Annotated in this window: 19 protein-coding genes; 2 read left to right on the top strand and 17 right to left on the bottom strand. The window is 57.3% G+C overall.

Features of this window, described 5'->3' with window-relative positions:
- Positions 1–59: 59 nt before the first annotated feature.
- The 17 genes from F3I21_RS19175 to F3I21_RS19250 form a co-directional block, all read right to left on the bottom strand.
- Positions 60–452, bottom strand: a complete 393-nt coding sequence (locus F3I21_RS19175) for a tail fiber assembly protein (RefSeq protein ID WP_150059549.1) — start codon at positions 450–452, stop codon at positions 60–62.
- Positions 452–1,684, bottom strand: coding sequence for a phage tail protein (locus F3I21_RS19180; RefSeq protein WP_150059550.1), 1,233 nt, complete (start codon positions 1,682–1,684; stop codon positions 452–454). Before F3I21_RS19180 ends, F3I21_RS19175 begins: the two co-directional genes overlap by 1 nt.
- Positions 1,681–2,295 carry a phage tail protein I gene (locus F3I21_RS19185; protein ID WP_150059551.1) on the bottom strand — a complete coding sequence of 205 codons (615 nt, stop codon included), beginning with the start codon at positions 2,293–2,295 and terminating at the stop codon, positions 1,681–1,683. The genes F3I21_RS19180 and F3I21_RS19185 overlap by 4 nt, the downstream gene beginning before the upstream one ends.
- Complete coding sequence (locus F3I21_RS19190; RefSeq protein WP_150059552.1) at positions 2,292–3,209, bottom strand: baseplate J/gp47 family protein; 918 nt, start codon at positions 3,207–3,209, stop codon at positions 2,292–2,294. The genes F3I21_RS19185 and F3I21_RS19190 overlap by 4 nt, the downstream gene beginning before the upstream one ends.
- Complete coding sequence (locus F3I21_RS19195) at positions 3,206–3,562, bottom strand: GPW/gp25 family protein (protein ID WP_223815722.1); 357 nt, start codon at positions 3,560–3,562, stop codon at positions 3,206–3,208. Before F3I21_RS19195 ends, F3I21_RS19190 begins: the two co-directional genes overlap by 4 nt.
- The gene (locus F3I21_RS19200) at positions 3,559–4,122 is read right to left on the bottom strand and encodes a phage baseplate assembly protein V (protein WP_223815723.1); all 564 of its coding nucleotides are present in this window, start codon (positions 4,120–4,122) and stop codon (positions 3,559–3,561) included. Before F3I21_RS19200 ends, F3I21_RS19195 begins: the two co-directional genes overlap by 4 nt.
- Positions 4,119–4,760 carry a phage virion morphogenesis protein gene (locus F3I21_RS19205; protein WP_058759391.1) on the bottom strand — a complete coding sequence of 214 codons (642 nt, stop codon included), beginning with the start codon at positions 4,758–4,760 and terminating at the stop codon, positions 4,119–4,121. Before F3I21_RS19205 ends, F3I21_RS19200 begins: the two co-directional genes overlap by 4 nt.
- On the bottom strand, positions 4,753–5,229 hold the full coding sequence (locus F3I21_RS19210; protein ID WP_058759392.1) for a phage tail protein: 477 nt from the start codon (positions 5,227–5,229) through the stop codon (positions 4,753–4,755). The genes F3I21_RS19205 and F3I21_RS19210 overlap by 8 nt, the downstream gene beginning before the upstream one ends.
- Entirely contained in the window at positions 5,216–5,374 is a 159-nt protein-coding gene (locus tag F3I21_RS23265; RefSeq protein WP_190286110.1) for a hypothetical protein, read from the bottom strand. Before F3I21_RS23265 ends, F3I21_RS19210 begins: the two co-directional genes overlap by 14 nt.
- On the bottom strand, positions 5,367–5,735 hold the full coding sequence (locus tag F3I21_RS19215) for a hypothetical protein (protein ID WP_150059553.1): 369 nt from the start codon (positions 5,733–5,735) through the stop codon (positions 5,367–5,369). The genes F3I21_RS23265 and F3I21_RS19215 overlap by 8 nt, the downstream gene beginning before the upstream one ends.
- A gap of 32 nt (positions 5,736–5,767) precedes the next feature.
- Positions 5,768–6,319, bottom strand: a complete 552-nt coding sequence (locus F3I21_RS19220; RefSeq protein ID WP_058759394.1) for a lysozyme — start codon at positions 6,317–6,319, stop codon at positions 5,768–5,770.
- Positions 6,316–6,597 (bottom strand): HP1 family phage holin, encoded by a 282-nt coding sequence (locus F3I21_RS19225; protein WP_190286111.1) that lies wholly within the window; start codon positions 6,595–6,597, stop codon positions 6,316–6,318. The genes F3I21_RS19220 and F3I21_RS19225 overlap by 4 nt, the downstream gene beginning before the upstream one ends.
- 2 nt (positions 6,598–6,599) lie before the next feature.
- Positions 6,600–6,803, bottom strand: a complete 204-nt coding sequence (locus tag F3I21_RS19230) for a tail protein X (protein WP_058759396.1) — start codon at positions 6,801–6,803, stop codon at positions 6,600–6,602.
- On the bottom strand, positions 6,803–7,297 hold the full coding sequence (locus F3I21_RS19235; protein WP_150059554.1) for a head completion/stabilization protein: 495 nt from the start codon (positions 7,295–7,297) through the stop codon (positions 6,803–6,805). Before F3I21_RS19235 ends, F3I21_RS19230 begins: the two co-directional genes overlap by 1 nt.
- A 98-nt stretch (positions 7,298–7,395) precedes the next feature.
- A complete protein-coding gene (gene gpM / locus F3I21_RS19240) occupies positions 7,396–8,469 on the bottom strand; it encodes a phage terminase small subunit (RefSeq protein ID WP_150059555.1) in 1,074 nt (357 codons plus the stop codon).
- A gap of 44 nt (positions 8,470–8,513) precedes the next feature.
- Entirely contained in the window at positions 8,514–9,563 is a 1,050-nt protein-coding gene (locus F3I21_RS19245; RefSeq protein ID WP_150059556.1) for a phage major capsid protein, P2 family, read from the bottom strand.
- 46 nt (positions 9,564–9,609) lie between these two features.
- Entirely contained in the window at positions 9,610–10,446 is an 837-nt protein-coding gene (locus F3I21_RS19250) for a GPO family capsid scaffolding protein (RefSeq protein ID WP_150059557.1), read from the bottom strand.
- 148 nt (positions 10,447–10,594) lie between these two features.
- On the opposite strand from F3I21_RS19250, the gene F3I21_RS19255 reads away from it, so the two are divergent.
- A complete protein-coding gene (locus F3I21_RS19255) occupies positions 10,595–12,307 on the top strand; it encodes a terminase large subunit domain-containing protein (protein ID WP_150059558.1) in 1,713 nt (570 codons plus the stop codon).
- A 2-nt stretch (positions 12,308–12,309) separates the two neighbouring features.
- Positions 12,310–13,374, top strand: a complete 1,065-nt coding sequence (locus F3I21_RS19260) for a phage portal protein (RefSeq protein WP_150059559.1) — start codon at positions 12,310–12,312, stop codon at positions 13,372–13,374.
- Positions 13,375–13,589: the final 215 nt, after the last annotated feature.

Genomic DNA, 13,589 nt, shown 5'->3' on the forward strand with positions numbered 1-13,589 from the left:
CATCTCATGGCCGCAGAAACTTCATTAACAAACAAGCCCGCTATTGTGCGGGCTTTATCTCAAGCGGGCTTTTGAGGCCAGTCAATATCAGGGGCTTTCGTGGTATCAATCCGGTTCAGCATGACGCGATATTCTTTCCACTCATTGAGGCGGGCGATTTCCTCCTGCGTTGCTTTGCCGATATCTACCGCATCCTGCAACGGCGCCATTAACCGGCTGGCTTCCTCCATTTCAGCAGCCTGCCGGCTTGCCGCAAGATAAACGGGATCTTCGGCCTCAATCACTGGCGCTGTGAACACGCCATCGCGATAGCGGTAATTTACGTCCGGCTGCGTCTCAAGCGCGCTGATATCAACCCAAACCAGCGAAGGGTGATAGAGCTTTTCCGGCTTAACATCCAGCGACACGATCTCCGCGACACGCTGTTCTTCAATGCGGGCATATGTTTTCATCAGCTGTATTCCTCAAGATAAATCACACCATGACAGCCAAAATTACCGACAAACGGGTTTGAACGAACTGTTCCGCCACCGCCAGAGCCGTAACCTGCCTGACGGAGCGTGTTCGTTGATTCCGCTGAGCGCATGCCACCTCCCCAGTAGCTGATGCCACCATCTCCTGACCCGCCTCGATAAACGTTCGTGGTGTCAGAAATAAGGCCAGGCGCATCACTGCCGTCACCGCCCTGAATATTCAGATCCCCGCCAACTGCCAGCCCGCCCCGGCCCCCATCGCCGCCCGTTGCTGGTGAAGACCCATTTCCGGCAGTCAGAGTGCCATTAAAAGTGCTGCTTGTTGGTGACACGGTGTCATCTCCACCCCGACCCACTACCCCCGCATACGTTTTCGTGTCATCGACATTGAGCCAGGCGATCACGGTCCCTCCAGCCCCGCCACCTGCACCACGCGATGTAAAGTTTGACCCCCACCCGAGAAAGCCGTATCCACGCGCGCCACCGCCCGTGAGGATAATCTTGATGCGCTTTGTGCCCTGAGTGGGCTTGTAGGAGATATTGCCCGGCGTGGTGAATAATTTCCGGTCAATAAACCTGCCGGAAAACTTTTCTGTTAAACCGAGGTTTTTAAGAACATCAGGCAGTAACCCCGCATCGGCCATTTCTTTCAGCGCGTTGCTGATCAGAGGGTACTGCGTGTGCGGGTTTGCATCTTTGACGTGCTTTTCCATCAATCCGTCAGCATAAGCCTTCACCTCAATGACGGCATTATCAACATATTGCCGGGTCGCCAGCACAACGGACGGGTCTACCTTGAGCGTTACCGCATCCGTGCTGCTGACGATGATCATCATGCGTAGGCGCTGCGTGCGGCCGCTGCCCTCCTGCAACTGCGGCTTGTAGGTCTCGGCCGTGTTGCAAACCGCAATCAGCGTGCCGTCAGCGTCAAACAGCCCCATTTCCCTGATCCAGAACCCGCCTTCTGTTTCCGGGATCACCTGCTCAGCAATAATCTGGCTGCTGTTGTTTTCGTCCACGGTCAGCGAGTTAAGCGCCGCGCGGCGGACCTCGTTGACCAGCTTTGTCTGGCTGGCGTTCGGGGTTGGCAGCGTGCCGCCGCCGTCGCCGACGGCCATCTGCGTAATGCTCAGCTTGGTGCCGAGCGAAACGGCGTTGGCAATCTTCGCCGCGCCGAGGTTGGTCACAATTGCATAAAATTTCTGTGTCATGGTCCTACTTCCAGCAGGTCGATTACGTGAACCGCCGCGCCGGCATATGCCGGGCCGCTGACGGAGATAATGTCAGGGGTGTAGGGATAAACTGCGAGGTCATCACCGTCATACGCTGACGCACCGAGATAGGTCTTCCCGCTGCTTTGCAGATTTATTGACATCCCCAGCAGATGCCGGCTGCATGGCTTCGCGTCGCTGATAAGCCTTTCCAGCTCCTGATACGTTTCTTCAGTGATGCCCTGTTCCTGCACGCCAATATCAAGCCGGAACGTACCGGGCGCTTCATTTGTCTGCCACCACTCAATGACGCGGATCAGGAAGCCGAACGGCTCCACCACGCGCCGGATCGCGCTGATGGTTCCTTTACGGCGATGGATGTAAAACGCATCCTTCACCACCTGCCGCTTAACCGCCTCCGTCCAGCTCTCATCCCAGCGATCAACCGAACGCGACCACGCAAGATAGGGCAGCAGCGAAACCGGGCAGGTGTCCGGGTTCCAGATATCACGCAGCGGTACGGCCAGCGCACTCAGACCGCTGCGCGCTTCAGCCAGGCGGATTTCTGTCTCAGTAGCGGAAGGCGGAAGCAGGCTGTTTTTTACGGTCATGCCAGCACCTCATCATTCGCTATCTCAACGGATACCGCCGTGCAGTAACCAGCCTGCGTGCGGTCAAAAATCAGATCCGCGGCCGGCTCCTGAAGCTCTACCCAATCGACACCCGCTACACGCAGCACGGCGCTGTACGAATCACGGCGCACGCTTCGCCCGAGCTTGCGCTGTTCGGTAATGTACGCAGCCATAGCCTTATTCGCGGCCTCAAGGCAGGGCGCGCCGGCTACGTTATCAAAGAGGTGCAGCTTCGCTTTGACCTGGTACTGACTGATAACGGCCGCCTGCACAGACAGGCGATCGGCAACGGGGCGAATGGCTTCACCGTTTAGCGCAACATTCACTGCACTCAGTAAATCGTCAGGCGGTGTGCCGTCACCCGCGCGCGCCAGCACAGTCAGGACAACTACGGCGGGGCTGGGGCTTGTCGCTGACACGTCCAGCACGCGGCCATCCACGCTGCGCGCATGTGCCTCATAAGCGGCAGTTGGCCCGGCAACCGAAAGGCCTTCAAACGCCGCCGGCACGCGCAGCCGCAGATCACTGTCATCCTCCATCACTGCATCAGTAGGGGGCACGGATAAGGTATCTGCCGCCGTAATGGTCAGGCGCGTCACGTTGTTGTTGGCCGCCAGATTGTCCAGATCCGTACCGGTTGAAAACGCCACCATGCCCGCTACTGCCGCCTCGTTGATGCGCTGGCACAGCAGGATTTCGCGATAGCATCCTTCCTGGAGCAACTTGAGCGCCGGCTCAGATTCCAGCTCCAGCGTGCGTGCGATGGTCGCCTGCCGCGCTTCAGGAAATAGCGAAACGTAATACGCTTTTCGCTCAGCCAGCAGCGCTTCAAAGTCCGGCACCTCAACGACCTGCGGCACCGGCAGCTGTGATAAGTCGATGACTCCGCTCATTGCCCTTCCTTCAGCGTGATATCAGTTGAAATGGTTGATGAAGTATCGGTACGGCGTGATTTAACGTTCATCTGCACTGCGCCCTGAGCCGTGGTTTTAACGACCACAGAAACCGGCGTCAGGCGAGGTTCCCAGCGCCAGAGCGCGATGCACGCCGCTGACATCAGCCTGAGCCGCGTCACCGCGTTATCCGGCTGGTCAATAAGCGTGAAGATTTCCGAACCGTATTCGCGGCGCATCACCCTGGAGCCCACCGGCGTCAGCAGAATGTCACTTACCGACTGATGCAGATGCGCTTCATCGTCGAGCGCTGAGCCGTCTTCACTGCTCATGCCCTGCCAGTCTGTGCTCACTGCGGACCTCCTGACGTATCGCTGCCGGCCTTAACGCCACCGTGTTTATGGGTATGAACCACAACGCCGTTTGAACTCATGTCACCGCCGCCCTGCACCACTTCGCCGTTAATGACGGTTTCACCCGCGTTGATAACGAGGCGGCCAACATTGAGCGTCAGCGTGCCGCTCATATCAATCAGGCCCGCTTTCATTGCCAGCAGACTCAGTAATCCCTGAGCCGGGTCATAGCTCTTTCTGGCCCCGTCCGGATAGCGCGTCACCTCCGTTTTGCTGGCATTGTCCGGCGGCAGCGCGTAATCGCTGTAAAGGCTGAAGGCGATCACCGCATTTTCCAGCGCCCCTCCGGGCGCGAGTATCACAACCTGCTCCCCTACAGACGGAGCCCACCACGTTACGGCTTCGCCGGCGCGATCAGCGCCCCACCGGATCCAGTCCGTCTGTAGCCCGCCCGTCTGTACGCGCGCCACGGTCATAACTAAATCCACCTCGATGACGGTCCCGATGCGGATGATGTTCATCAGCAGCCGGCTTAATTCAGCCAGGGTTAACTCATTCACCTGGCCCCCTTAAGCGCATCGGTAATGGCATCGGCCACCGCATCCAGATCCGACGCCGTCAGCCCCAGCAGCTGACGCTGCGGATAGCGGGCGGTGGCGTTGTGCGAAACCCTGTCGCTCATGCCTTCCTGATGCACGCGTGCAATCGCTGCAGCACGGCCGGAAAAGCCCACAACCGCCGCATCCGGATACGCACTCGCCTTCATAAAACGCGCCTGTCGCAGCCGGCGGAACATAGGATCAGGCCTGGTTTTGGTTTTCTCGCTGCGGCGCAGGTCAACGCTGAGATAGCGCTCAATGTCCTCCCGCAAAAATGAGCGGATTGCGCCGCGCTCTTCATCAAAACCGGTGATCATACGGTCGCCATATCGCCCCCGGCTGTGCCGCCAGTTGCGCAGGCTGCGGGTTTCACCTTTCCACAGAAAACGGATGCCGCCCTGCGTGCCGATTTTCTTTTTCCGGCGTGCTTTATAGGCCGAACCGTCCGGGTTTTTCTGCCGGCCGATACGCTTCTGCTGATTGCGGCGAATGTCGCCAGCGATCCGGCGGGCCATGCTGCGGCGTGTGGTTGGTCTGGTAACACCGAGCACGTCCCGGATAATGGCGTCCAGCTCGTGAAACATCAGTACATCAGCCATTTAACCCGCCCTCCGTCTCATCAATCGCCACCAGTGACCACGGATCGCCCTGCGGGAACATGTCTCCGTTAACAGGCTCATCACGGTGTTTCACCTGCGCCCGGCCATCTGCCCCGAAGGTGACAATCACCATTTCGCTCGCTTTGATGGTGTAAAGCACATCGGCTGTATCGTTGTTCAGGATTTCAGCCTCAAACCTGATGCCTTCGCGACGCCGTTCCGGATTCAGCAATAACTCGGGCTGATGCCGGCGAGCCCAAGCCAGAATTGGGACGGTCAGACTGTCGAGATCATAGGGGTAATCCATCGCCAGCACGTTTAGCTCAAAGTCATAACGGTATGACGCTGAGGCTGCGCCGCCGGCGCTGACTTTGCCACTGGTCGCATAAACTTCCAGCCGGTCAGGGTTGTCTTTAAACCACGGCTGAAACGCCACGATCATTGCCCTGAGCAGATCAGCCTTTAACATATGACGCCCCCGCCCTGATGCCGTCTGCCTTCAGCAGCGCGGCTTTGTCCTTATTCGCGCTGTCGAGAGCGTCCAGCAGCGCATCGTTCCATTCCAGCGACTCACCCCACGACAGACGCGGGCCGGTCATGCGAGGTTCAGGCACTGCCGTCGCCTGCAAGAGCTCCGCCGGCAGGCGCGGACACTGCGCGGGCACGTAAACGATCTGCTTTTTCGAACAGCCGGCGCTGAGCATCATCAGGCACAGGCTCAGCAGCGCAACGGTCACCCGCCACAGATGCGCGCAGCGCAGCACGGTCACGCTCTCCCTGCTGACGATCAGATTCTTTTTCATGAGCCCGCTCCGCTGAAATCTGGTTAAAAATGGTCAGTGTGCGCTGCACGTTACTGATCACGGCGGCAGCGCTGTCGATATCTTTTTTCGCCTGGCTGAGGTCTGCTTTAACCTTCTGGTTTTCCAGAAAACCCCAGCCCGCCGCCGCGCTGGCCAGCACGGTCAGGATCAACAGAATCACGGCCAGGTTTATCCTGAACTGACTCATAAACCCTCCGGTGTAAGACAAAGCTTCGCCTCTGCATCCCTGCGTTTCACCAGCCCCGCGAGTTTCACGCCGCCGGCGTTGACAAAGTCCCGCAACCGCCCGCACATCGCATCCCACTGACGGGCCTGCGCTTTGCGCCACAACGTGGTTTTAAGCCGCTGACCGCTTACCCTGTCCGTGTACCAGATAAGATTGAGGCAGCCCATGTTGAATGCTGCTGAGGTCATGGCATCAAACTGGTTCTGATTCATCTGACGGCCGTTAAAATTGCGGTTTATGCAGCGTTCCGCCGTTTTAATGTCCTCCACCCACATCTGAGCAATCTCATCATCGCTGTAGAGATGGCGCGGATTAATCGCCGTAGTCGAACCAATACCCGCCGTCAGCTTGTCTGCCGGGCAGACATACGGATCGCGGCGGCAGGACTCGGCGTTACCAATCAGCGCCAGTCCGGTTTGACTGGTGCGGATTTCGCCGGCGTAATTCACGCCGATCAGTCCGATGATCACCGTTACGGCGCAGGTCACAGCTTTACGTTTCACGCTCATGCGGTTTTTCGCCTCGTTTCCTGCATCGCTATTTCCTGCATCGCACAGGCCACTTCCGGCAAATCGTGCTGTGTGGCACGCTCCGCCATCTCTTTAAAAATGGCTGTTCGCTTCTGCTCCTCTGCTTCAATACGCTGCTTATGACGGCGGTTCAGCAGATAAGTAAGGATGCCCAGCACCACACCAATCAGCGTTGCCCACTGCGTCAGAGACAGCAGCCCCAGCGACGTGAGAAACGCCGATGGAAGATAGGAGAGAAACGACACAAGCCTGTCCATGGTCAGTCCCATAGCTGCACGGTCTCCGCCTGTGGTGCCGGATCGATATCCGGCAGAAAAATTAACTGCCCGGCAGAGAGAAAAAGCCCGGTTTCGCACAGCCCCGGATTGGCTTTCAGCACCGCTTCAGTAACATCCCGCGTGCGGCCGTAATAGCGCTGACAAATCAAATCCAGCGTATCGCCCTGTAGCGCCTTTACTTTCATCAGACCAGCTCCGCCAGCCCGCGCCCGCTGCCCTGAATGTCGCGAATTGCCCAATTCGCATCGCGCCAGAGCGTGTCAATCTGAGAGGTCAACGCCGCCGCGTGCTTCTCTCCCTGCCCTGTTGTATCCACATCGCGATAACCTTCAGTCAGCAGCGCTTTGGTCGTGCAATACACGGCGCGCTGATAGCAGTAAACCAGCGCTGACTGGCCGTCGATATCGTCCGCCGGCACGCTCTCAAGCGCGGTGAAGCCGCCCGCTTCCTGCCCTGCTTTCCAGTCAGCCAGCTGACGCGTGACGCTGCGAACCGCTTCGCGGGCGTTGTGCTGAAGCCTCTCCGTTGTCACCAGTCCGTTGAGACGCATCGACTGGCGCAGATTCGCCAGGCTGATTTCAGGCCAGAATGCGCCGGCCTTCACCGTCACCCCACCGTCATTGATATCCGGCGCGTCACTCTCAGGCGGATTGATGTCTTTACGGGCTACAAAGCTCATTGCTTTTCTCTCATGGTTCGGGCGGTGGACGGCTGCAATGATGCAGCATTGCTGATCATCTCAGTCGTGCCGCCCGGTGCGCGGGGGCACATTCGTTACTACGGCTTTGAGGTTTTAGCCGCGCCGGTTCTGGATTTTGCCGCGCCGGCCGTTTTCTTAGCCGCAGCCGCGCCGGTTTTTGCTTTGCCAGTGGCGGTTTTAGCTCCTGCAGGACGGCCACGTCTGACCTTATTTGCCGGCAGCGGCTTCGCTGCATCATCCACAGCTGACACGGTTCCTTCTGCCCCGCCGGAATCGGCCACTGACGGCACAGGGATGTCACTGACACCCGTATCGGTCATGGTCAGTTCTGCCGCTGTGTTACCCGATTCTGAGCTGAGCACTACCGGACCATCAGCCAACGGCAGATCTTCACTCCCAATCACCGTCATAGCAGTTACCGCTGAGCGCGGGATTTCAGCGCCGCTTTCACCACCACCGCCGGGCTCTTCAGTGGATTGAGGCTTATTCGCTGTGGCTTTTTTCACTAAGCGCTCAAGAATGTCGATGTCGCGCTTAACGCCAATGTCGCTGAATTCCGCAATGGCTTTGCGCAGATATTCCAGCGCCTCAAACAACGTTTCGGGGTTGGTGCGCAGGGTGTAGCCGATGCACTTCCACAGCTTCGCGCGCACCGGTTCCGGCACATCTTCATTCGCCGTAAGGCCATCCAGCGCCTTCAGCAAATCGACACTGACGGGCACATCAGACAGGCTGGCTTTAAAGTGGGCCAGCACCGGATCACAAACCTCATCTATCAGCACCACTGCCGCTGAACGCTGGAAGTTGTCGCCCATCGAGAGGTGATGACGGATTACGTACTCACCAATGCGCAGCGCCTCCGCCACGTTGCCGGCATCGATATTCCACAGCATGACCGTGGTCAGCACCTCATCAGCCTGACCGCTGTCAGATGCCAGCACACCATCTACCCAGCCCTGATAGTTGGGCAGGGCTTCGGCTTTGGAGTCCGCCTTAAGTTTGTTGTTCTGAATGCCCTTAAAACGGTTTTTATCGATGCGCAGGCGGTGAAGCATCTGCTCATAGGCCGTCAGGTCTGCCAGCGTATTTGCGGCAGTGCCGCGGTTCTGCGCCATAACCGATTCAAAATGGCGGCGTGCAGGTGTCAGCATGGTTCCCCCAGTCCGCCGGGCTTAACCCGGCGGCTCAGCGTGAATTACTCGCCACCTGCGGCAGCTTCTGCCCAGGTGATGTTTTCGATCAGGCAGCCGTAGCCGTAATCTTCGATCACGTAGGCATCGTTAGATGACTCGTAAGTCGAAATACGGTTGTACTCAGGCTCTTCCTTCAACATCCGGCGCTGCTTACCCTCCTGCCAGTAAATCGACAGGTTACGCAGCGAGGTCACGAGCATGGCGTGTTCAGGGAAGAACGGCGCAATGAGCGTTGGCAGGTTGTTAATCGACTTGCGCGACACAATCAGCTGACCGGCCAGCGCTTCGCTGTTCGGATTGTTGTCGCTGATGCCGTTAATCAGGGGGTACTCACGCGCCGTAACGATATTGCGGCCAGTAACGACAACCAGATCAGGCGCGGTTTTGTACCACTCATCGAGCAGTGAGCCTGTGGCGTCATAAACCAGCGCATCAAGGTTGCTGTAGTCACCCTTAGCAATGATTTTGTTAGACTCATCACGGCTGGTCAGGGTGACGCCAGACATTACACGCTGCGGCGCATTAGCGCGGTATTTCTGAAGCCAGCCGATGTTCACATCCTGCAACAGCGGATTAGCCGTCAGGTCTGATTTATCCGCATGGCTCGTACCGTTGAAGCCGACCATGATGCGATCCAGCGCACGGCGGTTGACCAGCTGATTGGTAATGCGCTTTTGAAAGTCAGGGAACTTGGCCCACATATCCAGCTGCGCATAGGAAATGAAGGTGTCAAAGTTGGTCTGCTCGCAGCGGTATTTATCGCTGTCCAGAGCGTGAACTGAGCGCGGGTCACGGCGCGTGGTGCTGCCGGCATTAGTACTGGCAACCGGGCCACCCACGCCTAAGCCCAGCTTTTCGCCTTCCTGCTCGGAAACAGGGTAAATACCAATTTGTTTCAGGAAGTCACTGGACTGCTGCACCTTATCTTCAAGCGTCTGCGATACGCTTGGCGCAATCGCAAAATGTTTGTCAACATGATGAGGCAACACGCCGTTAAGCTCAGCCTGACGCTGGCTGTAACCATCCCACAGCTTGCGGGTTTCTAATTTCATCTCACTATTCCTTAATCGGTTTTTTTCGGTTTACCTGGCTGCCGGATTAGCAGTCAGCAAGCTGCGATGCATCCACGCCGTTACCGCCTGAAGACGGGGGACGCTGGCTGAAACTGCCATCCTGTGACGCCAGCTGCGCTTTCAGATCGGCCAGTTCACTGGTGAGCTTTTCAAGGTCCGCTGCCTTTGCCATGCCGTTCTGCTGCTGGCTCAGCTCTTCAACGCGGTCAAGCAGCTTCCCCTGAGATTCGGCGACCAGCTCCACTGCCTGGCGGATCTCGCCCGTTTCGGCAGAAAAGCGCCGCTCACCGCCGGTGATGAGGTCTTTAATTTTGCTGAAGAACTTTTTGCCGTTTTCCTGCTGTGGCACATCCGCTTCATACTCAATCGCGGTTTCAATCGCTTCCGTGAAAAAGCAATCAGCGCTGGTCTTGCGGGACGCGAGCGGATTAACGGCCGCTTGCGCAGAGAACTGAAGCATTTCAGTACCGAGACTGGCCGGGCTGTCCGTGAAGGCCAGCCCCATCAGGTAGGCTTTGCCGGTATCAGCAAACTTCGGATTGAACTCAATGCTGCTGTAAACCTTCTGACGGGACTTATTCAGCGTCACCAGATCGTCAGTGGCATCAATAACGGAATACAGGCCCAGCTTGCCGGCTAGCGGCCCCTCTTTGATTTCTTCAGCGGTAACGGCCTCAACGTCTCCATACATGCGGAATGTGCTGTCAGGGCTGAGGCTCTTCAGGTGTTCAAGATTGATGCGCGCGCCGTAAACCTGCGGGTTATAGGTGTCCGCGATTTCCTGAATGTGCTGACGTTCCAGCACGCGGCCATCACAGGTTGCACCCTCCACGGCTACGCGGAATTTTTTTGACTTCGGCATTCTGTTTGCTCCGGTTGACTAAGGCTCTTTCACCCTGTGCCCTTATCTTCCGCAACCCGGTAAAGCCGCGCCACACAAGGCAATTGTGAGGCGTCAGCGACAATCACCAGCGATATTCGACCTCGCGCGGGCGCGATAGCCTGTACCCATGAAAACAGCATCCGATCCCCGCACAGAAGCCAAAGCCCTTTACTGGCAGGCATACAGCATCCCCCAAATCGCGCAGCGGCTTGGGGTGAAGGCGAACACGCTCTATTCATGGCGCCGCCGCGATGAATGGGATAAATCCACGCCAATTCAGCGCGCGCTGGAGCGCACCGACGTACGCTATCTGCGTCTGATTGAAAAAGAGGATTTAAGCGCGCACGACTTCAAGACAATTGACCTGCTTGGCCGGCAGCTGGCGCGCCTTGCGCGGGATGAAAGGAAGGAGCAGGACAAGGAACAGAAGAAAAAGACGCCCAAGAACCATTTCACGGCTGAGCAGATTACTGAGCTGCGCACTCTGGTACTGGAATCGCTGTTTGAGCATCAGAAACGCTGGTACAAACAGCGCAATCTGCGTAACCGCTTTATCCTGAAAAGCCGCCAGATAGGCGCAAGCTGGTACTTTGCCCGTGAAGCGTTGTTGCGTGCGCTGGAAACAGGCACTAACCAGATATTCCTGTCTGCATCGCGTGCGCAGGCGTTTCAGTTCAAGAAATTCATTATTTTCCTGGCGCGTAGCATCGGCGTAGAGCTGAAAGGCGGCGATGCGATCATTCTGTCGAACGGCGCAACGCTTTATTTTCTCGGCACCTCAGCCGCAACCGCGCAGTCTTATACCGGTGACCTGTACTTTGATGAGGCGTTCTGGGTCGCCAACTTCCTGAATCTGCGTAAAGTCGCCGCCGGTATGGCAACGCAGGTTGGCCTGCGCCGCACTTACTTTTCTACCCCGTCCGGAGAAGAGCACGAAGCCTATAAATTCTGGAATGGTGACCTGTACAACAAGGGCAAGCCAAAGAGCAAACAGGCTCAGATTGACCTGTCACACAAGGCGCTGAAGAACGGCGTGCTGTGCGGTGACAACATCTGGCGGCAGATTGTTACCGTGCAGGACGTTATCGATCAGGGCTTCCCGCTCATTGACCTGGAAGAGATCCGCAGCGAAAACAGCGATGAAGATTTCGACAACCTTTACATGTGTAAATTCGTTGTCGCCGGCGAACGTGCGTTTAACTACAACGCCCTGATTGGCTGCGGCGTGGATGGTTACAGCGGTATCTGGCCTGACTGGAACCCTTACGCCCCGCGACCACTCGCCAGCCGCCCGGTCTGGATTGGCTACGATCCCAACGGCAGCAGTGACAAAGGTGACAGCGCCGGGCTTGTCGTGCTTTCCCCGCCGCTGGTTCCCGGCGGCAAATTCCGCGTAATTGAACGTCACCAGCTGCGCGGGATGGAGTTTGAAGAGCAGGCGAAATTCATTGAGCGCCTCACGCGCATGTACAACGTGCAGCACATCGATATAGACGGCACCGGCATTGGCGCGGCGGTACATCAGCTTGTGCTGAAGTTCTTCCCCGCTGCGCAGATGCACCTGTATACCCCGGCTGTTAAACGCCAGCTGGTACTCAAAGCGCAGATGGTTATCCGCGCCGGCCGCTTTGAATATGACGCCGGCATGATGGATATCGTCAGCAGCTTCATGACCATCCGCAAATTCGTCACGCAGAGCGGCCAGACTTCTTACGCATCAGACCGTACGCGCGGCAGCAGTCATGGCGATTTAGCCTGGGCAACGATGCACGCACTTCAGAATGAACCGCTGGGCAATGATGCCGGCAGCGGCACAGACAGCTTTGTTGAGGAATTTTGACCATGAGCCGCAGGAATAAAAAGACGTTAAGCACAACCACCACGCCAGCAAACAGCCAGCCTGCCGCTGAGATGGCCGAACCGATCGAGGCGCTGGAATCGTTCAGCTTTGGCGAACCCACATCGATCATGGATAAGCGCGACCTTCAGGATTGTATGGAGTGCGCCAGCAATGGGCGCTGGTATGAACCGCCGATTAGCCCTTACGGACTTGCCCGTCTGCTGGCCGGCGCGGTTCACCATGAGTCGCCGCTGGTCTTTAAACGCAATGTAATTATGTCGTGCTTTAAGCCGCACCCGCTGCTTTCACGTCAGGACGCGAGCGCTTTCGTAATGGATTATCTGGTGTTCGGCGATGCCTATCTTGAGCGGCGTGATAATCGACTGGGCCAGCCGCTGAAACTTAAGCATTCGCTGGCGAAATACACCCGGCGCGGTGTGGATCTCGACCAGTACTGGTTTGTGACCCACTACCAGGAGGATTACGCTTTTGAACCAGGGAAGGTGTTCCACCTGCGAAACGCCAGCATTCACCAGGAGATTTACGGCGCACCGGAGTATATGTCCGCGCTTCAGTCCATCATGCTAAACGGCGAGGCCACGCTATTCCGACGCAATTACTACATCAACGGCAGTCACGCCGGCGTGATTGTGTATCTCACCGATCCCGTGGCAAACACGGCAGACGTGGAAAAGCTGAAGCGCTCACTTAAAGACGCGCGCGGCGGTGGCGCGTTTAAAAACCTGTTTGTCTATGCCGCCGGCGGTAAAAAGGACGGCTTACAAATCCTGCCGTTCAGCCAGATAGCGGCGAAGGATGAATTCACAGGGATCAAAGACGCTACGCGTGATGACATGCTGGCCATCCACCGCGTACCGCCTCAGCTGATGGGCGTCATGCCCAACAACACCAGCGGGCTCGGCGATATCGTAAAAGCGGCCAGGGTGTTTGCAATCAACGAACTCTACCCGATCATGGAATCGCTGAAGGCGGTTAATGACTGGCTGGGCATTGAGGTGTTTCAGTTCAACCCTTACGCCCTGGCTGAAGAAAAAGCCGGCGACTGACGCCAGCCCCCACCAACCCCGATCACACCTCATCTCACCAGAGCTCCTCAGCGCCACGCTGCGAGGCTCTCTGCATTTACCCGCCAACACCAAGCCACAGCGCTGAACGCGTTACAGCGCTTCATTTTTGACGGTGATTTTCGCGATATAAAAGGGGTATGCCTACCCCCCTTAAGAGCGCGACTGCTCCCCCGCCTCGCCCGCGCATAAAAATA

The organism is Pantoea sp. B_9 (assembly GCF_008632015.1).
Lineage (GTDB): Bacteria > Pseudomonadota > Gammaproteobacteria > Enterobacterales > Enterobacteriaceae > Pantoea > Pantoea dispersa.

Excerpts from the sequence above, each read along its gene's own strand:
- F3I21_RS19175 (WP_150059549.1), bottom strand. The coding sequence starts at position 452 with ATGAAAACATATGCCCGCATTGAAGAACAGCGTGTCGCGGAGATCGTG.
- F3I21_RS19180 (WP_150059550.1), bottom strand. The coding sequence starts at position 1,684 with ATGACACAGAAATTTTATGCAATTGTGACCAACCTCGGCGCGGCGAAG.
- F3I21_RS19185 (WP_150059551.1), bottom strand. The coding sequence starts at position 2,295 with ATGACCGTAAAAAACAGCCTGCTTCCGCCTTCCGCTACTGAGACAGAA.
- F3I21_RS19190 (WP_150059552.1), bottom strand. The coding sequence starts at position 3,209 with ATGAGCGGAGTCATCGACTTATCACAGCTGCCGGTGCCGCAGGTCGTT.
- F3I21_RS19205 (WP_058759391.1), bottom strand. The coding sequence starts at position 4,760 with ATGGCTGATGTACTGATGTTTCACGAGCTGGACGCCATTATCCGGGAC.
- F3I21_RS19210 (WP_058759392.1), bottom strand. The coding sequence starts at position 5,229 with ATGTTAAAGGCTGATCTGCTCAGGGCAATGATCGTGGCGTTTCAGCCG.
- F3I21_RS19220 (WP_058759394.1), bottom strand. The coding sequence starts at position 6,319 with ATGAGCGTGAAACGTAAAGCTGTGACCTGCGCCGTAACGGTGATCATC.
- F3I21_RS19225 (WP_190286111.1), bottom strand. The coding sequence starts at position 6,597 with ATGGACAGGCTTGTGTCGTTTCTCTCCTATCTTCCATCGGCGTTTCTC.
- F3I21_RS19230 (WP_058759396.1), bottom strand. The coding sequence starts at position 6,803 with ATGAAAGTAAAGGCGCTACAGGGCGATACGCTGGATTTGATTTGTCAG.
- F3I21_RS19235 (WP_150059554.1), bottom strand. The coding sequence starts at position 7,297 with ATGAGCTTTGTAGCCCGTAAAGACATCAATCCGCCTGAGAGTGACGCG.
- gpM (WP_150059555.1), bottom strand. The coding sequence starts at position 8,469 with ATGCTGACACCTGCACGCCGCCATTTTGAATCGGTTATGGCGCAGAAC.
- F3I21_RS19245 (WP_150059556.1), bottom strand. The coding sequence starts at position 9,563 with ATGAAATTAGAAACCCGCAAGCTGTGGGATGGTTACAGCCAGCGTCAG.
- F3I21_RS19250 (WP_150059557.1), bottom strand. The coding sequence starts at position 10,446 with ATGCCGAAGTCAAAAAAATTCCGCGTAGCCGTGGAGGGTGCAACCTGT.
- F3I21_RS19255 (WP_150059558.1), top strand. The coding sequence starts at position 10,595 with ATGAAAACAGCATCCGATCCCCGCACAGAAGCCAAAGCCCTTTACTGG.
- F3I21_RS19260 (WP_150059559.1), top strand. The coding sequence starts at position 12,310 with ATGAGCCGCAGGAATAAAAAGACGTTAAGCACAACCACCACGCCAGCA.